Origin of the sequence: Streptomyces camelliae (genome assembly GCF_027625935.1) — a bacterium.
GTDB lineage: Bacteria > Actinomycetota > Actinomycetes > Streptomycetales > Streptomycetaceae > Streptomyces > Streptomyces camelliae.
Genome location: NZ_CP115300.1, coordinates 7,924,295 through 7,942,580, shown reverse-complemented (window position 1 = coordinate 7,942,580; position 18,286 = coordinate 7,924,295). Strand labels below are relative to the sequence as shown.

Sequence of the window (18,286 nt, the reverse complement as noted above, 5' to 3'; positions counted from 1 at the left end):
GGCAGACGAGGGACAGTGCGAGACTCGCCACCGTGAAACGCGTACTCGTCGTGGACGACGACCCGACCGTCTCCGAGGTCGTCGCCGGATACCTGACCCGGGCGGGCTTCACCGTCGACGTGGCCGCCGACGGTCCCTCCGCCGTGGCCGGCGCCACTGCACAGCCGCCGGATCTGGTGGTCCTGGACCTCATGCTGCCCGGCATGGACGGACTGGAGGTCTGCCGCCGTATCCGGCAGGCCGGACCACTGCCCGTGATCATGCTGACGGCGCGAGGTGACGAGGAGGACCGCATCCTCGGCCTGGAGGTCGGAGCAGACGACTATGTCACCAAGCCCTTCAGCCCCCGGGAGCTGGTCCTGCGGGTGGAGTCCGTACTGCGCCGCGCGGGGGCACTGATGGCCGCACAGGGCGCATCGTCCGCACCGGCCGCTGCGAGGGAACTGCGGTCCGGGCCTCTCGCGCTGGACCCCACGGCTCGCCGGGCCACTCGCGAGGGGAAGGAACTGGCGCTGACCCTCAGGGAGTTCGACCTGCTGGAGTTCTTCCTGCGCAATCCCGGGCGGGCCATCAGCCGCGAGGAACTCATGCGCCGCGTGTGGGGCTGGGACTTCGGTGACCTGTCCACCGTCACCGTCCACGTCCGGCGGTTGCGCGAGAAGATCGAGGACGATCCGGCCGGCCCCCGGCTGATCAGCACCGTGTGGGGGGTCGGCTATCGCTTCGACGTACCCGGGACGAACGGGGCGGACCATGCTGCGTGACATCTTCCTGATCGCCGTGTACGCGGCGATCGGTGCGGGCACCGCCGGACTGCTCGGTGTGGGCGCCCTGAGACTGCTGCGGAACCGCTCGGTCGCGCTGTCCCTGGCCGTGGTCGCCACTGTTGCCGTGGCGGCGATGCTCGCCGGGACGATGCTCGTGTCGTGGGCGATGCTGCTGTCGGATCACGACCTGTGGGTCGTGACGATGGTGTGCTCCATCGCGGCGGTCGTCTCCCTCGCAGTGGCACTCGTCCTCGGACGCAGCGTCGTCAAGGGCAGCCGGGCCCTCGCCGAGGCCACCCGCGCCCTGGGCGACGAGGGCCGCTTCACCCCGCCCAGGGCCGCTCCCACGGCCGAACTGGCCCAGCTCGTCCGCGAGTTGGACTCCACCAGTGCGAAGCTGGCCGCATCCAGGGAGCGCGAACGGGCCCTGGAGGATTCCCGCCGGGAACTGGTCGCCTGGATCTCCCACGACCTGCGCACCCCGCTCGCCGGGCTCCAGGCGATGACCGAAGCGCTGGAGGACGGCATGGTGGACGATCCCAGCGTCTACCACGCCCGGATCCGCAGGGAGGTCGGGCGGCTCAGCGAGATGGTCGGCGACCTGTTCGAGCTCTCCCGCATCCAGGCCGGCGTGCTCGCCCTGAACACGGCCCGCATGTCGGTCTACGACCTCGTCGGCGACGCGATCGCGGGCGCCGACGCCCTGGCCAAGGAGCACGGCGTACGGATCGTCGGCGACGGAGTCGAACCGGTGCCGATCGAGGTCGACGGCCGCGAGATGTCCCGCGTCCTGGCCAACCTCCTTGTCAACGCCATCCACCGCACGCCCAACGACGGAACGGTGGCGGTCTCCGCCCGACAGGAGGCCGACAGCGTCGTCGTCTCGGTGACCGACAGCTGCGGCGGCATCCCGCCCGAGGACCTGCCCCGCGTCTTCGACACCGGCTGGCGCGGCTCCGACGCCCGCACCCCGCCCGCCGGCGCGGGCCTGGGGCTGGCCATCGTCCGGGGCATCGTCGAGGCCCATCGCGGCCAGGCCGCCGTTCACAACGTGCCGGGCGGCTGCCGCTTCGAGGTCCGCCTCCCAGCAGCCGCCTGAGCCCCTTGCCGGAAGGGCCGCCCCCGTGAGAGCACGGGGGCGGCCCTTCCGCATGGGCACCGGGGAAGGCTCAGCCGGCCCGCAAGGGGGCCACCGCGAACTCCGCGATTCCCTCGGCGAAGTCCACCTCCGGTTTCCAACTCAGTTCATCGCGGAGCCTGCGCGAGGAAGCGGTGATGTGACGGACGTCGCCGAGCCGGTACTCCCCGGTGACGACGGGCGCCTGGCCACCATGTGCCGTGGCCAGGGCGGCAGCCATCTCCCCCACCGTGTGCGGAGCGCCGCTGCCGACGTTGTACGCCCGCAGACCACCCTCCGGCAGACCGGACAGCCCGCTCAGTGCCGCCAGGTTGGCCCCCGCGACATCCCGGACGTGGACGAAGTCCCGGCGCTGACCACCGTCCTCGAACACACGAGGTGCCTCGCCGCGTGCGAGGGCGGACCGGAACAGGGAGGCGACTCCCGCGTAGGGGGTGTCGCGCGGCATGCCGGGCCCGTACACATTGTGGTAGCGAAGCGCCGCCACCCGTCCACCCGTCGCCCGTGCCCACGACGCGGCCAGGTGCTCCTGGGCGAGCTTGGTGGCCGCGTAGACGTTGCGCGGATCGGTCGGCGCGTCCTCCCCCACCAGGCCGGCGGACAGGGGCTCGCCACAGTGTGGGCAGGGTGGTTCGAAACGGCCCGCGTCCAGTTCGGCGATCCGTCGCGGCCCCGGCCGTACGACGCCGTGCCGGGCACACTCGTAGCGGCCCTCGCCGTAGACGACCATGGAACTCGCCAGCACGAGTCGGGGTACCCGGGACTCTGCCATGCCTGCCAGCAGTACGGCCGTGCCGAAGTCGTTGCAGCCGACGTAGTCGGGCGCGTCCGCGAAGTCCTTGCCGAGCCCCACCATCGCCGCCTGATGGCAGACGGTGTCCACGCCGTCCAGCGCGTCTCGCACCGCTTCTCTGTCGCGGACGTCCGCGTGACGCCAGTCGACACCATCGGGGACGGGCGGCGGCGTGTGGTGGGCGGCGGGCAGGAGCGCGTCGAGCACGCGCACCTCGTGCCCGGCGCCGGTGAAAGCGCTGACGATGTGCGAGCCGATGAAGCCCGCACCTCCGGTGACCAGGATCAACATGCTTCGACGCTATGCCTGGATGGGCGTGGGTGGATGCTGCGGCGGGGATCCGTCAGGGGTTCGTAAGCCTTCCGGACCGCCGGGACGCCGCCGCGCTCAGCAGACCGAAGCCCACGGCGAACGCGAGCATCGTGAACACACCGCGGGGCCAGAAGATGTGGCTGTCGAGGAACGACCAGCATGCTCCCAGCACCACCACGGCCCCGGGCAGGACGCGGACGCCGTGGCGCCGCAGCAGTAGCGCGGCTGCGGCGAGGGCGGCGACCGTCAGCGCGTACACGCCTGCCCGGCCCAGCTCGTCACCGGTCGAGAACAGCCACCCCACCGCTCCGTGCACGCCGTGGCCCGCCACCGTACCGGCGGAGACACCGGCCACCGCGTCCAGCCCTGAGTAGTAGGCCGCGTACCCGAGACACCCGGCCCAGGCCAGCACGGTGAGTACGCCGTCGAGGTCACGCGCCGGTCTGCCCCACAGCGGCACCAGCAGGCCGAGCGCCAGCAGCGGGAAGACGGGCAGCAGGACGACGTGCAGTGCTGCCCAGCGAGCGGCCGTCGATGCGGTGAGATGCCGTGGGTGAACCAGGCCCGCCACAGCCAGAAGCAGGGGCGGCGCCGTGACGAGGGCCACCGTACGAAGAGTTCGCATGGCGACACCGTAGGAATGCCCCGGGCTGGGCGGGCCCGCACCGGCGGTGCGTAAGACACCCGTAAGACGCCGCCGTCACGAAGGCGGACGACGTCGGATGCCACGGACCTCCTTCGCCGCCACCAGCAGAGCCGTGACCGTGGCCACGGCCACCAGGGTCAGCAACCAGTTGCGCGGGTAGTCGAGCGGCAGCACCGTCGCGTTGGCCCGCGGCCCCGGCCGCAGCAGCACCGGCAGCGCCACCGCGGTCAGGGCGCCCGCCACGAGCAGCGCCCCGCGGACCGGCCCCCTCACCCCGCCACGGACCAGCACCAGCCCGATGAGCAGCACCACCGGCGCGATCAGGGCGTCGTGCAACACGACCGCCCCGCCGAGCCACTCCAGCACGCCCATCAGGTCCTGCTGCCTGTCCATCAGCAGAGACGCGCCGACACCCATCAGCGCCGGCCCGGCAGCGCCGGCCAGCAGTCGCAGCACGTTGACCCTCATGACAGCACCTCCAGTCGGCCGACCCACTTGGTCTGCAACACGCCCGGACGGTTCGGGGCGATCAGACGCGCCGGGTAGCCGTGATCGGGCGACAGTTCCTCGCCGTTGAGGCGCAGCGCGAGCAGGGTCAGCGGGTCCCGGGCGTGCTCGTGGCCCATCTCGGAGACCCGGTAGCCACCCCGGGTCTGCAAGGACACCGCCCGTACCCGCGCGTGGACCGGGGCGCCCGCCCGCTCCAGCAGGTCCACGACGCGCACGCCTGTCCAGTGCGCCGACTTGCTCCAGCCCTCCACGCAGGCGATCGGCAGCTCGACCTCGTGCTGGGGCAGTGCGCGCAGCTCGTCCAACGTGAGGGTGTAGGGCCGCGGTCCGGCGACGGTCAGGCGGTAGCCCTCGGCGTGGATCAGGCCGACACCGGCTGCCGCGGCGGTCCGGTTGACCGGCAGGCCCTCGGGACCGTGGTCAGGATGGCGGGGCGCGAGGAGGGTGAGGTCCTTCAACGGCGTGAAGGACTGCCCCACCGTGGTGATGGTGACCGCGCCGACCGCCGCCGCCACCGCGGCGAGCAGGGAGCGCCGATCGGGGGCGTCCTCGGCCGGCAGGGCCAGCGTGCCCGGCGAGCGGCGGCTCCAGTGTGCCGCGATCTCAGGTGCCTTGACCGCGATGTGCAGGACCAGCGCTCCCACCACCAGCCAGGCCACGGCGTAGTGCACCTCCACGAAGGAGAAGGGCCACGGGTACCACTGCGCGGTGTTCAGCAGGCCGGTCGCCAGCTCGAAGAGGGCCGCCGCGACCAGGACGGCCACCGACACCCGCTCCAACCCGTGCCGCACCGAGCGCACCAATGGCCACGCGAACAGCCGCGGATACACCGTCCACAACTTGGCCAGCAGCAACGGAATCGCCGCGATACCGGAAGCGACGTGCAGCCCCTGCGTGAACCGGTAGCCCCACACCGGGCGGCTCGGCAGCTCATTGGCGAGCCACCCAGGCGGATGTTGCATGAAGTGACTGATCAAGCCGGTGCAGAAGCACACCGCGAACGCCAGGCCGAGCCACCGCCCGATGGAGGTTGCCGTGCGGGCGTCGTGCAGTCTGCCCTTGAACACGGGCGGAAGGAAGCGCGATCTCATGTCTTCCATCCCACCCGGAGGAAGGCCGCCATGGAACGTCCGGCCGCCTTACGGAACAGGGACGTCCTCCGGCCCCGGGATGCACGCGGCAAGATGTCCCGCCGACACCGCTCACCTCTACACCGGGTACGGGGCAATCGGCGCCGCCTGCCTGAAGACTTCGGCGATACCCGGCCTCGCCGCTGCGGGAAGACAGCCCCGCAGATCGCAGCGCACTCGTCCAGGGTGCAGATCCAGGTCGGACCGAAGCGGACGCCTCCCCGGTAGGAGGAGAGAGGTGGGTGCGGGTGAACTGCAGCGGCAGGCTCCTGGGCAGGGTCAGGTCCGTCGAAGATCACGCCGTCCTTGGCGGCAGGGGCCAAGGGGCATTGGGCGCGGCCGGAATTCGGCGCTACGGTTCCGGCACCTGCATCAGCCGAGGAAGGTCATCCGGACCTTGCGCTCGGGATTGTCCCTGTTCGTATCGGCCGGACTCCGTCAGGGCAACCCCGCGCGCTGCCGCTCTGCGTCCTTGTCAGCCCTCCGCCGGAGGTGGGGACGGTTTGGGGCCGTGGGGCGCGGAGTCGGGGAGGAAGAAGTCCAGGAGGGCTTCGCGGACGGGGTGGTGCTGGCGGGCCGGGACCGATGTCGCGGAGTCCTGCGCGCGGGGCCGGGGTACGGGATCGGCCGCGGGGGACGGCGGCTGCGACGGCATCGCCGAGAGCTGGTCCGAGGATGAAGTCAGGGGCGTCTCTTCGGCGGTCGGGGTGGAGGGGGACGCGACCGACACCGACAACAACTCCCGGACGATCTCCTCGGCGTGCTCATGGCGCGGGCGCATGTCGGAGACGCTGATGCCGTAGGGGGCCAGGACGCGCGGGAGGAGGGAGTCCTCCCACTGCTGGATGCGGCGAGGGCCCGGACAGGACTTGGGGATGGGAGTCCAGGGGCTCGGCGAACCGAGGAGAGTGTGGTGGGCCAGGCCGGGGTCGGCAGCCGTGCGGCAGGCCCGGTGTGCGATGGCGGGGTGGGCGCGCATCAGCCACCAGTGGAGGCGGATCAGGGCGTCCAGCTGGGCGTCCGTCCAGGGCTCGGAGACGTTCCCCTCCGTCGTGATGGACACCGCGCCGGTGCCGTCGGAGCGGAGGTTGGCGCGGTACGCGGAGTCGGCGGGGGTGGACGTGTCCAGCCACTGGGTGATCTTTCCGGTGGCGGAGACGCCGAAATGGCTCCAGCCGCGGGCGTCGGGCCGGCGGAAGCGGATGTCCGCGGCGGCGAGGGTCGTGTTCGCCGTGTGGACGATGATCTGGGTCGGCTGGAGGGGCGACGGCGGCTTCGGCCCGGCGAGAAGCCGGACCGAGGCAAATGGGCAGAGGGGCACGTCAGTTCTCCTCAGCTCTCCTGGGCGTCCGCGTTCATGTCGGAGAGCGGGGTGGCCAGGGGGTAGAAGACGCGGCGGAGGTCGGAGTGGGAGTTCTCGCCGGTGATCCAGGCCAGCGGGGCGTAGTGGACGTCGATGCCGAGCGGGTGTCGCAGGAGGGGGTCCCCGGCGGCGTCGGTCGGCCACTCGACGGCGCCGGTGACGGTGCGGGTCGGGACCAGCCAGAAGTCGCCGGGGCGGTAGGAGCTGCCAGGGTTGAAGTAGACCTGGAGGCCGTCCTCCAGCTCCAGCCACGTGCCCTCCTCGACGGGCAGGGCGCCGCCGTCGGTGCGCGGACGCCGGCCGGGGGTCCCGGTGGAGGCATGGTCCCAGCGGCGCAGGAAGGGGTGGCGCTCGGGCAGCGCGCCGATGCCGGGGAGCGGCTCGGCGGAGAGGCGGACCCGGCGGCCGGGGAGGTCGATCTCCTCGACGCGCAGCAGGGGCGCGGGCTCGCCGCGGCTGAGGTAGGCGGAGTCGCAGACCTCGACGCGGTCGCCGACGTCCAGGGTGAGCTTGTCGTCGTCACCGAGGGTGGACAGCGCGGCCCAGGTGCCGTCGAGTTCGGCGATCGGGAAGGTGACGCTGCCGTTCTCCCTCGACCACTTGAAGGTCGCGCCCCGCTCGGCCGTTCCGCCCTGGTGGATCTCGATGCGGTAGAGCTGGTTCTCCGGGCCGCGGTAGCGGGCGTCGGGCCGGACCAGGCAGGGCTCGTCCGCCGCTCCCTCCGGCCGCTCGGCGCGGGCGGCCAGAAGGGCGGTGGAGCGCTGGGCGTCGACCCAGTGGTAGAAGGCGTCGCGCACGGTGGCGGCACCGCCGTCGCCGACCTCCAGGTCCTGGGCGGAGAGGGTGAGTACCTGCCAGACGGTCTTGACGCGGGCGGCCGTGTCGGGCATGGCGGCGCCGAGCGCGACCTCGCGGATCTCGGGGTCCTCGACGGCGGTGACGCTGCGGTCCCAGACCTTCAGGTACGCCAGGAAGGGGAAGGGGGCGGGGAGTTTGTCGCTCTGCAGCTCGGGGTCGCGGTAGGCGTCGGGCTGGTTCCAGTACGACCAGGTGGCGGGGGTGGGGGACGGTATGACGCCGTCGCTGTCCGCGCCGTCGCCGTCCAGTGGCCGCGGGCCGCCGCTGGGGACGGCCGGGGCCGGCTGGGGGCGCGTCGCGTCGACCTGGATGCCGTCGACGTAGTAGCGGCCGGCGCCGATGGCGAGGTCGGGGTGGGTGCCGTTGACGTAGGTGATCTCGAAGCCGGGGCCCTCGCCGGGCCGGTCGCCGGGCCTCTTGCCGGGCCCGCCGTCGGTGCCGATCAGGTCGCGGGCCAGGGTGCGGGAGCGGAACAGCTCGATCGCCGCCTGTTCGTTGGCGTCGGCGTCCAGTTGGACACGGCCCTGCTGGGCGAGCACCGCGGAGTAGTGCTTTCCGGGCTGGTGGGTCAGGCGCGAGAAGTCGCCGTACATGGTCCCCTTCAACTTTCTTGTGCTGGTGCGCCGATGGGTGGGTCTGCGTCTGCGTCCACGTCTGGTGGCCGACGGGCGTCAGGTCACGAAGAAGACGCCCGCGTCGGTGCCGGCCGGGGCGAATTCCGCCAGACGGGCGCGGAGGTTGTCGGTGCGCTGCGGCTGGAAGAGGTCGTGGAAGGCGCCCTGCTCGGAGCGGTCGGCGGCGCCTCGGGCGATCTCCGGGGCGCAGCCGCGGGCGAGTTGGGCGTAGGCCGGGGTGCCGTAGCGGAGGCTGGTGAAGCGCGGGCGGACCCGGTCGCTCTCGGCGGCGGCCAGTGCCGGGGCGTCCGCCTGTGGCAGCCGGCCGCTCTCGACGAGCTCCTGGACGGTCTCGCGGACGAGGTCCGGCTGGCAGCGGTAGCGGCGCGGGGTGCGCGAGCCGGGCGGCACGTAGCTGAAGCGGAGGCAGCCGACCGAGCGGCGGGCGACGTTCATCCGGCCGGTGAAGACACAGTCCTCGGCGATGTCGACGGCGTGCGTGTGCACCTCACCGATCACGGTGGTGCGGTAGGCGTGCAGGACGGCGTGGGCGTGGCGGCAGTCGGGGGCGGAGAGTGCCTCCAGGTCGGAGGCGGTGGCGTCCAGGATGCTGTCCGTGATGTGGATCGGCAGCGGGTCGTCGTCGACCTCGTCGCCGACGACCTGGATGGTGCCGAGGATCGACCGCTCGATCTGGACGCAGGCCGTGGTGCGGTCGAGGACCAGGCTCGGCTCCTCGGGCGAGTGCGGTGCACAGCGGTCGGTGAGTGACCAGCCGGGCACCAGGGTGCAGTGCCGGATGACCAACTCGCCCAGCGGACCGGTGACGTTGACGCCGCGACCGGTGATGAGAAGGCCGTCGAGGACCATACGGCCGCCCGGCACCCCCCTCGAACCGCTGCCGGTACCACGGATGTTGAGGGCGTCGGGTCGGTTGCCGTACCAGTCGAGCAGGCGGATCACCGGGCGGGTGCCCTCGGCGGCGCGCAGTTCGAGGCGGTCCTCGGGGTCGAGGGCGAAGTCCAGCTGCTCCTGGTAGGCGCCGCTGTGGGTGATCTGGATGATCGCCTCGGCCCCGGCCCTGCCCTCGGACTTGTCGGTGCGCCACTGCTCGTAGGCGTCGGTGATCCGCTCGAAACGGCGGCCCGGGCCGACCCGGTAGACGGCGGCCTCGGGCGGGGTGACGCGGTCGCGCGGGTACTGGCCGCCGCCCATGTCGTCTGAGAACGCGTGGTGATAGCTGGCCCAGACGCCGCGCGTGGGTGCCGAGCGGGCGCCGAAGGCGATCCGCCCGAGCTCGGGGTCGACGGCGACCTGGCCGTACCTGGGCCGGTAGTGCCAGCCGGAGAGGTCGGCCACCACGATGTCGGAGAGCGGGACGGGGGTGAAGTCGTCGTCGCGCCAGATGGCGAAGCTCTTGCCCGGACCGTAGAAGTCGCTGAGGCGGCTGGTGAGTTGACGCCTCGTTATGTAACCCGGGACGTTGTCGATGGTGGCGATGTGCGTCACCGAGGGCTCCGGCTCGGGGAGGGTGACGAGCGGGGTGTCGTTGCCGAGGATGGAGAAGGTGTAGTGGTTGCGGGCCCGGTCGAGGCAGTAGGCCGGACCGCGGGAGATCGCGTACGGCTTGAGACGCCAGACGAAGAGGCCCACGCCGGCCGGGGTGACTCCGCCCTGGCGGCGGGTGGCGGCGGCGCGGCGGACGTCGGCGGTGCGGGCCGAGGTCTCGAAGGGGCTGCCCAGCAGGTCGAGGGCGGCGCCGTCGCGCAGGTCGGCGAGGCGGCCACGGCGCAGGCGGCGGTGGTCGGCGGACGTCTCGTCGGCCCGCAGGAGGCGCACCGGCTGGGTGGTGGCCAGGAGCCTGGAGAACTCCACCGCGCGGGCCGGCCAGTCGGCGGTGGAGGCGCTGATCTCTTCCAGCACGGCGAGTGTGCCTTTGCGGCGGCGGCCCGCGACCGTGTCGGCCACGTCGCGGCGCGGGGCGAGGCGGGCGGCCAGGCCGGGGTCGGTGCTCAGCATGTCCTGGTAGCCGGGAAGCACCTGGTAGCCGACGAGGTCGCCCAGGTAGGGCAGGACCCAGTCGGCGGCGGTCTCCACGAACCAGTCGTCGTAACTCTGCTCGACGGAGGTGCGGATCAGGTCGATCTGCTCGGAGATGACCGCGAGCAGGGCCCGCAGCGGCTCGCCCGACCGGGCGTCGCGGATGCGGTACCAGTCGGGGAGCAGGTCGAGCAGGCCGTCGGGGTCCCGGCTCATGCGGAGGCCTCCTTGAGGATCAGGGTGTCCGGCAGGTCCGGGGAGAGCACGGCGAGCTGCGCCGGGCGGATCCCGCGGAAGACGACCACGCTGCGGGGCGGCAGCAGGGGCTGGGTTCCGGTGAGGTCGGGGTTGAGGCGGAGCAGTTCGACCAGGGAGATCCCGTACTGGGCCGCGATGTCGGTCAGGGTCTCCCCCGCCGGGTCGGTCACCCGGTGGCGTTCGATCCGGTGGCGGGCGGGCTGCGCCGCCACCACGTCCTGGGGGACGGTGAGTCGGTCGCCGAGCCGTTCAAGCGCTTGGGGGGTGAGGTCGCCCGGGACCCCGGTCAAGGCGGTGACCTCGATGTGGTCGACGCCGGGGACGAAGTGGGCGGTGGCCAGTACCTCGGAGAGGTAGGCGGGCTGGGCGAGTTCGCGCGCGTCGAAGCCGAAGCGGGCGAGGAGGGCGGAGCGCAGTGCGGGCTCCACCTGTTCCCAGTCGTGGTCCTGGCCGACCGTCACCTGCGCGGCGAGGAGGAGCAGGACCTTCTCGCGGACCGCCACCTGCACCGGCAGCCGGAGGTCCCCGTACTCGGCGAGCGAGGCGCGCAGGGCGGTGAGCAGGCCGGAGTCGGCGGCGATCGGGATGTCGTCCACGCCGGCGACCGTGACATGCACCAACTGTCGCTGCCCGTCGAAGAGTTGGGCCGCAGCGGCGCGGCCGATGCCGGCTCGGGCCCGGGTGAAGTCCGCGTAGTCGGGGACGGAAACCAGGCGGTCCAGCGCCGAGACGGCCAGCGGGACCTGGCGGCGCCGCGGGGTGAAGCCGCGGGTGAGGGTGCGGGTGTCGGTGATGCCCGCCGTGCCTTCGGGGTCGGCCCCGCCGGTGGCCGGCAGCGGGTTGGTCACTCCGGTCACGCCGAGCGGGCGCGTGGCCAGCTGGGTGATCTTCTCGGCGGCGAGGTTGGCGGACCTGCCGATGCCGGTGCGGTAGGTGGCCCGGACGTTCTCGTGGCCGCCCGGCAGGCGGGAGCCGTGGACGCCGTCGCCGAAGGTGACCCGGATCCGGCCGTCCTCGGTGGTGCTCGTGGTGTAGACGCGGTCGTGCGGGCCGGCCGCGGCGAGGGTGTCCACCTCGTGCCAGAGGACTCCGTCGACGCGGATACGCAGGGTGCTGGCCGCGCCCTCGGGGGTGTCGGCCGCCAGCCAGGTGAGCGGGGCCTGCCAGAGGACGAAGCTCTGGCCGGCCTGGCTCGCGTCGCCGCTGCCGATCGGTTCGTCGCGGGTGGCACCCTGGGTGGCGCGGACCACGTTGCCGTAGATCTTCACCGTGGAGCGCTTGTAGCGGTAGGCGAGCGGGGCGGTGAGCATGAGGGTGGTGCGGACCGTGTCGCCGGGCAGGGCCGGATCCACGGCCTGGACGGCCTGGAGGACCATGGCCGGCTCGCTGCCGTGCACGCCCGGGGTGCCGGGGATGTCGGTCCGCTCACCGGAGACGACGATCCAGCGGCCGGGAGCCAGGCCTTGGTGGAGCTGGGCCAGGTCGATCAGGTCGCCGCCCACGTCGTCGGTGAGCGGCTCGTCGGCCAGCCGGAAGCTCTCGCCGCGGGCGTAGACGCTGGTGTCACGGATGTGCGAGAGCAGGGTGTCCCTCTCGTCCAGCCAGGGGTCCTCCAGGGTCAGCTCGGTGACCTTGCCGGTGATGCCGAAGTCGGCGCGGGAGAGCACGCGGACGCCGCTCACCCGGGTGATGACCCTGGAGAGCGCGGGATCACCGGGGACACCGCCGGTCACGCCCTTGCGGGGGCGGTCGACGGCGATCCAGCTGCCGGGGGCGATGCCCTCGTAGACCGCGTCGAGCGCGAGCACATTGCGTGAGGTCAGGCCGAGTTGGGAGGCGAGGCTGATGCCGACGGAGGCGGGACTGTCGCCGGTGGAGCGCTGCACCGTGACCTGGTAGGCGCCCTGCGGGACGGTCAGCTGGTCGCCGGGGGCGAGGTGGAAGTCGAGCGGCTCGGGCAGCGGGGGGGTGGGGCCGTTGCCGTCGCCCTCGTCGGTGGTGCCGGTCGCGGTGATGGTGACGTGGATGCGGCCGTCGTCGCCGGGGCGGGAGACGAAGACGTCGCGCTCCGGGAGGTGGGCCTGCAGGCGCGCGGTGACACCCTGCTCCTGACCGGCCTCGAAGACCCGGCGCAGCGCCGACTCGTCGCCGGTGGTGGCGAGTTCGATCCGGCCGGGGCCGAATTCGTGCGAGCCGTCGTCCTGGGGGAGAGTGAAGTTCAGGCTCACCGATCCGCCGGCCTCGGTGTAGCTGAACGCGACGCCATGGGGGGTGGTGCCGTCCGTGTCGTAGTCGACGCGGATGCCGGTGAGCTTGGAGCCGGTGAGCGGCCAGTCGGCGTAGCTCTCGACGCGGCCGGAGGCGTCGTAGACCGGCTTGAGCGGGGCGGTGGCGCCGAAAGGCGTCGCGGTGACCCGCATGGCCTGCGCGTCGAGCAGTGCGAGGGGCGCGCCGAGGTCTGCGTTGCCCCAGGCGGAGTAGAGGCCGTCGCGCAGCCGCGGGTCGAGCGCCGTGAGCAGCTGGGCGCCGAGGTCGGAGCCGGGGGCGTAGCTGCGCTGCGGATCACGGGGGAGGGAGCGGGCGTCCGGGGGCAGGCCGGCCGGCGGGGTGCGCAGGGCGGAGAGCAGCGGGCCCAGGCCGGCCAGGGCCGGATCGTGCACCTCGCAGGGAGAGTCCCCCGGCTCGCTGCCGGGAGCTCCGGGAGGCGAGGCGACGTCAGGCACGTGTGATACGGCGGCGGTGCGCGTGCCGGTCCCGGCTGTGGCCGGTTGCGGCGGTTGCAGACCGAGGGCCTGGGCGCGCAGCCGGGTCAGTTCGGTGTCGAGGGCCTCGAACCAGTCGGAGACGTCCCGGTAGTCCTGCCCGTAGGCCTTGGCCTCGCGCAGCCGGGCGAGGGTCTGCGTCAGCCGGTCGGCGAGCTTCGGCGGGGTGTCGAGGGTGTCCAGTTCGCTGCGCAGCGGGGCCAGCACCTGGTCGTCGAAGTCGCTGACGATGCGGCTGTGTTCGGGCCAGGGATTGGGGTTGTGCTCCCCGCCGGGGGTGATCCAGCGGGTGAGTACGGCCTTGATTCCCTGGAGGGAGGGCAGTGCGGCCTGTGGCAGGCCGATGACCGTGGTGCCGCTGTCCCGGTCAACGCTGACGCCGGGGACCGTGACGAGGATGCGCTGGCTGCGGTCGGCGGCGCGGTCGGCGCTGAAGATGAAGAGCAGCTGGTCGCCCTGCTTGATGTTGTTGGTCGTGCCTGCGGCGAACAGGTTATTTCGCTTGGCGAGTTGGGCAGCCGTCAGCTGGTAGGGGCGCCGCTGGAGGACCTGGAGCTCGTTCCAGGACCAGCGGGCCGTGAGGTCCTCGACGGTCTCGAAGGACTGCGGCTCCTCACCCTGGCCCGGGACGCTCTGCGAGCGTGTGCCGCGCGGGACGACGACCGTGGCCTCCTGGCCGCTGCGCGGATCGCGGTCCACGGTGTACGCCAGATAGGTCTCGGCGGCGACGCCCGGACGGGGCTTGTGGCCGACCAGGCCGCCGAGCAGGGCGAGCGAGCCCTCCTCGGTGGCGGTGCGCAGGTAGCCTTCGTTGGCGATCCGCTCCGAGTAGAAGGTGAGGACGTCGCCGACCACGGCCGCGGCGTCGACCAGTGCGATCGCCGGGTCGTCCGGTGTGCGCACGGTGAGGCCCCGCAGGGCGGGGTAGGCCGGGCCCGACAGCCGCTCCAGCATCGCGGAGACGAAGCGCCCGTACTCCCCCACCCGGTAGCGCACCGCGTCCAGGCCCGGCGGGTTGAACACCTCGACCGGCGTCGCCGGGTCGGCTCCGCCGCGACCGCAACCGCAGCTGCACGGGGTGCCGGTCATCGTCCGCCTCCGATCTCGATGCTGAGCCGGCCGTTCTCGGGCCGTGCGGGGTCGTTGTCGCACGCCGCGACCTCAAGCGCGCCCACCGGCAGGACTCCGGCCGCCAACTCGCCCTGGTCGGTGCGGAAGAGGCGTCGCAGACGGGTCACCTTGGCGCTGAGCACACCGGGGACCGCCGCGGCGGCGGCGACCAGGCGGCTGACCCGGACCGGATCGCCGAAGGTCAGTGCGTCCGGGTGGAAGAACCCGAGCCTGCCGTCGGGAAGGCGGCGGTTGCCCAGCACCCGGCGCAACTCCGTGAGCACATGGCCGAGTTGATGGGCGGGGTCCACGCAGACCGACAGCGCGAGGTCGACCGGGACCTGGAGCGCGGGGCGCACCACCAGCTCGTGGCCGATGCGACGGTAGGGCAGCAGGCTGTGCTCGACGGCCCGCAGCAGTGCCTCGCCGGGCTCGGGGAAGTCGACGGCCCCTGCGGGGCCGCCCGCCACGGCGGCCCTCGGGCGCTCCACCGCCTCGACGGCGACGTGCATCTCCTGGCCGCTGCCGGTCCAGCGCAGTTCGGCGGCGGCCCGGCGCACGCCCGGGACCCGCGCGGCCAGAGCCGCGTAGTCGCCGGGGGTGATGGCGCGCCTGAGCTCGCGGTGCGGGGCGAGCGGGGCGAGCCGGCGCACCTCTTCGATCGCCTCGGGCTCGGTGCCGCCGACGGCGGGGAGCGGGTTGCGGACCGCCGTGACCGCCTCGAAGGCGGCTCGTCGGGAGCGCGCGCCGCGGCCGCTGTCCTCGCTGCCGCGGCAGATGACGAGGTGGTTGATCGCCTCGGCGCCGACGTTGCCCGATGCGCCGTTGCCGACGCGGTAGGCGACCTCCAGTGTGGCGCCGGGCGGGGGCGGCGCGCCGTGCTTGCCGTCGCCGAAGCGCAGGGCCAGGCGTCCGTCGTCCTCGACCTCGCCGACCATGTGGTGGCCGCGCGGGCCGTCGGCGAGCAGGTCGCGGCGGGCCGTCCACACCCCGTCGCCGGCCTGGGCGCGGACGGCGGGCAGCGCGGTGCGCGGGTCCTGGCGCAGGCCGTCGGCGGCCGGTCCGGCGAGAACGGGGTCGCCGGGGTCCAGTTCGGCGGCGTAGCGCTCGCCCCAGCTCTGGGCGATCTCCCACGCCACGTAGCGGTTGAGCACCGTGCCCGCATGGGCGCGGGCGGTGAGCACCTCCAGGCGGCGCAGCTTGCCGGCGAGGAGGCGGGTCCGGCGGTCGTAGAGCTCCCGAAGGGCGCGGCCGGGGTGCTCCTCGATGCGCAGGCGCTGGATCGTACGGGCGCCGAAGGCCACGGTCAGCTCGTCGATCTCGCCCTCGGTCGGCGGCTCACCCTCCTCGGCGCGACGCCACAGCTCCTCGATCCGCTCGCCCAGGCGGGTGGGTACGGCTGCCAGCCGGTCGGCCTGGCCTGCGGCGATGCGAGCGGGGTCGGGGTAGGGGGTGGCCTGGGTGACGGGGGCGTAGCGCAGGACCGGGCGGAAGCGGGGGGTGATCGCCGGGTAGGTGGTCTGGGCGAGCAGTGTCTCCAGGGCCTGGGCCTGCGCGTCGGCGGTGGAGGGCTGGACGCGTTCCTCGACCGTGGTGCCGGGGGCGAGGACGACGGATATGCCTGCGCGGGCGACGGCCTCCGCGCCCAGCAGCGGTGCCAGGTCACGTACCTGATCAGGCGTCAGCGGGCGCCCACAGCGGGTCTGTTCGAGCACGGCGTGGACGGCTTCGGCGGCAGGGCTGCCCTGGGTGCGCTCGTCGGAGCAGCCGAAGACGGTGGGGCCGCAGGGCCTGAGTTCGGCAGGCGCGGGCGGGACCGCGAAGCGCTCGGGGGCGCCGCCGCAGAAGGTCAGCGAACGGCCGTGGTCGACCAGGACGACGTTGCCGCGGGCGACGCTGACGTCCGTGATGAGGGCGCAGTCGAGCCCGCCGCGGGCGGACAGGCACAACGGGAAGGTCAGCGCGTCTCCCTGGCTCCAGGCCACTTCGACGATCGGCTGCTCGTACAGCTCGTCCTCACCGGGGACGACCGAGGTGAGCCGGACCACCTGGCGGTGTGTCGGGTCCGCTCCGGCGGGTGTGCCGGTGCGCGGGCCGAGGACCTCCTCCAGGACGAGCAGATCGCCGGGTTTGAGCTTCAGTCCCCGCTGCGGGGTGTCCATGAGGGTCGCGGCGGTGGTGCCCTTGGGCAGGAGGCACTCCTCCTCACCCCAGGTCCAGAAGCGGATCTCGTTGTGCTCGGGACGGAGTTGGACGTCGGCGCCCGGGTTCAGCGGCTCGAAGATCTCCAGACCGACGGGGAGGTCGGCGAGGGCGTCCAGGTCCTCGTCGGCGATGACCGTGCCGAAGTCCGGGCGCTCCTGCGGTCCCAGGCGCGACACGTCGATGGCGGCGAAGCGGAACTCACCTCTGGGCAAGGAACATTGACGGTCCGTCTGGAGGGACACGAACGCGCGGGCGTTGCAGCCGTCGTGCATCGCGTAGTCGATCAGGCGGACGTGACGGCGGACCGAGACCCTACGGCGGGCCGTGGCCAGGTACGCCTCGGTGGCCACCGCGTCCTGGTGGTAAGAGAGTTGATCGCCCGCGTAGGCGAGTAGCTCGACCAGGGCCGTGCCGACGTCGGGGGCGTGGCGCTCGACCCAGCCGGGGGCGGTCAGGCTCATCCGGTCCAGGATCAGCCGTCGCAGGCTGTCGTAGTCGCGCGCGGTGTAGTCGATGACCGGGTGGCGGGCGTACTGCGGGGCGCAGTCCTCCTCGTCCCCGCCGCAGTCGTACGGGCTGGGCCCGCCCTGGTCGAAGGTGAACTCGACGGCGGCGTACCGGACATCGAAGCCGCGGCGCGGCTGTGTGCCCGGCCGGCCGAAGGCGTCGGTCTCGACGACGCGGAGCCGGTAGGGCGAGGCGTCCCCCGCCTTGTCCAGGGTGACGAACATCCGGTCGTCGAGCTCGGGGTCGTCCTCGCGGACGATCTCGACCGCCAGGGCGTGGATGTCCCTGATACGGCGGCCGCCTTCGACACGTATGTGATGATGCGTCAGATGGTGTGGCGCCTTGCCGAGAAAGGTGACGATGAGCGTACGGCCGTCGTCACTCGTCTCCACCTCGTCCACGCCGTGCAGGCGCGCGGCACGGACCGCGCCGCGGCGCCGGTCGCTCCGGCAGTCTGTGCTGCTCACGCGGCTACCCCGCTCCCCTCGAACACATCGGTCCGTCGCGACCCGGTGCGCCGGACGGTATAGGCCAGGTGCACCCGCACCACGTTCTCCTCGCTGACCACGTCGAGCGCGTCCACCTCGATCACGTCGCCGAGCCAGCGCTGCAGGGCGGCCTGGACGGAGAGCTGGAGCGCGGAGGCCAGCTCCGGGCTGTTGGGCGCGAAGACCAGGTCGAGCAGCCCGCAGCCGAAGTCGGGGCGCATCACCCGCTCCCCCGGGCTGGTGAAGAGCAACTGCTCGATCATGTCGCGGACGTGGCCGTCGTAGTCGCTGTCCGCGGTACGGCCGCGGCTGTCGACGTGGAAGGGGAAAGCGATGTCCGTGCGGGGCGGGTACGGCTGCGGCGCGGGCAGCTGGATGACGCGCTCGGCGGGGGCACCGGCTGCGGCGGCCGCGCCCGCCGCGCCGGTCCGGCGGTTGCGCGGGCTCATCGTCCCACCACCCGCTGCTGTACGACGGTGACGTTCGGCGGGCCCTGTGTCGCGCCCTCGGCCGTGTGGCAGAGCGCCGTCGAGTCCTGCAGCAGGGCGGGCGAGCCGTTGACGCGGATGCGCGCGGAGGTCCCCGTCCAGCGGACCGTCGTGCAGGGGTCGGCCTTTCCACCGGCGGTGAAGGTGCAGCCGGTCACCGTGTAGACGTCGGCCTCGGTGGCGGCCGGGCTGCCGTCGACGAGCACCCGGGACTGGGCGGGCAGGACGTTCGCCTGCCCGCCGTGCGGGCACATCACCGTGGCGCTGATGGTGACAAGATTTCCGGACACGTGAACT

The 18,286-nt window shown here is 72.9% G+C and carries 13 protein-coding genes; 2 read left to right on the top strand and 11 right to left on the bottom strand.

What is annotated here, in order from left to right; all coding sequences use genetic code 11:
* The first annotated feature begins 32 nt into the window (after positions 1-32).
* Positions 33-764 carry a response regulator transcription factor gene (locus tag O1G22_RS36425; protein WP_270085191.1) on the top strand — a complete coding sequence of 244 codons (732 nt, stop codon included), beginning with the start codon at positions 33-35 and terminating at the stop codon, positions 762-764.
* On the top strand, positions 754-1,866 hold the full coding sequence (locus O1G22_RS36420; RefSeq protein WP_270085190.1) for a sensor histidine kinase: 1,113 nt from the start codon (positions 754-756) through the stop codon (positions 1,864-1,866). The genes O1G22_RS36425 and O1G22_RS36420 overlap by 11 nt, the downstream gene beginning before the upstream one ends.
* Before the next feature lie 70 nt (positions 1,867-1,936).
* On the opposite strand, the gene O1G22_RS36415 is transcribed toward O1G22_RS36420, so the two are convergent.
* The 11 genes from O1G22_RS36415 to O1G22_RS36365 form a co-directional block, all read right to left on the bottom strand.
* A complete protein-coding gene (locus O1G22_RS36415; protein WP_270085189.1) occupies positions 1,937-2,989 on the bottom strand; it encodes an NAD-dependent epimerase/dehydratase family protein in 1,053 nt (350 codons plus the stop codon).
* Between the two features lie 52 nt (positions 2,990-3,041).
* Positions 3,042-3,635 (bottom strand): hypothetical protein, encoded by a 594-nt coding sequence (locus O1G22_RS36410; RefSeq protein ID WP_270085188.1) that lies wholly within the window; start codon positions 3,633-3,635, stop codon positions 3,042-3,044.
* 75 nt (positions 3,636-3,710) lie between these two features.
* Positions 3,711-4,124: a hypothetical protein gene (locus O1G22_RS36405; protein ID WP_270085187.1), complete on the bottom strand. Its 414-nt coding sequence runs from the start codon at positions 4,122-4,124 to the stop codon at positions 3,711-3,713.
* On the bottom strand, positions 4,121-5,257 hold the full coding sequence (locus O1G22_RS36400) for a molybdopterin-dependent oxidoreductase (protein ID WP_270085186.1): 1,137 nt from the start codon (positions 5,255-5,257) through the stop codon (positions 4,121-4,123). The genes O1G22_RS36405 and O1G22_RS36400 overlap by 4 nt, the downstream gene beginning before the upstream one ends.
* A gap of 514 nt (positions 5,258-5,771) precedes the next feature.
* Positions 5,772-6,617: a peptidoglycan recognition protein family protein gene (locus O1G22_RS36395; RefSeq protein WP_270085185.1), complete on the bottom strand. Its 846-nt coding sequence runs from the start codon at positions 6,615-6,617 to the stop codon at positions 5,772-5,774.
* Positions 6,618-6,628: 11 nt separating this feature from the next.
* Positions 6,629-8,110 carry a DUF6519 domain-containing protein gene (locus tag O1G22_RS36390; protein ID WP_270086632.1) on the bottom strand — a complete coding sequence of 494 codons (1,482 nt, stop codon included), beginning with the start codon at positions 8,108-8,110 and terminating at the stop codon, positions 6,629-6,631.
* Positions 8,111-8,188: 78 nt separating this feature from the next.
* Positions 8,189-10,387, bottom strand: a complete 2,199-nt coding sequence (locus O1G22_RS36385) for a hypothetical protein (RefSeq protein WP_270085184.1) — start codon at positions 10,385-10,387, stop codon at positions 8,189-8,191.
* The gene (locus O1G22_RS36380) at positions 10,384-14,280 is read right to left on the bottom strand and encodes a putative baseplate assembly protein (protein ID WP_270085183.1); all 3,897 of its coding nucleotides are present in this window, start codon (positions 14,278-14,280) and stop codon (positions 10,384-10,386) included. The genes O1G22_RS36385 and O1G22_RS36380 overlap by 4 nt, the downstream gene beginning before the upstream one ends.
* A complete protein-coding gene (locus tag O1G22_RS36375; protein ID WP_270085182.1) occupies positions 14,277-17,480 on the bottom strand; it encodes a putative baseplate assembly protein in 3,204 nt (1,067 codons plus the stop codon). Before O1G22_RS36375 ends, O1G22_RS36380 begins: the two co-directional genes overlap by 4 nt.
* A complete protein-coding gene (locus O1G22_RS36370) occupies positions 17,477-17,950 on the bottom strand; it encodes a GPW/gp25 family protein (RefSeq protein WP_428986437.1) in 474 nt (157 codons plus the stop codon). Before O1G22_RS36370 ends, O1G22_RS36375 begins: the two co-directional genes overlap by 4 nt.
* Complete coding sequence (locus O1G22_RS36365) at positions 17,947-18,279, bottom strand: PAAR-like protein (protein ID WP_270085181.1); 333 nt, start codon at positions 18,277-18,279, stop codon at positions 17,947-17,949. Before O1G22_RS36365 ends, O1G22_RS36370 begins: the two co-directional genes overlap by 4 nt.
* Positions 18,280-18,286 lie beyond the last annotated feature (7 nt).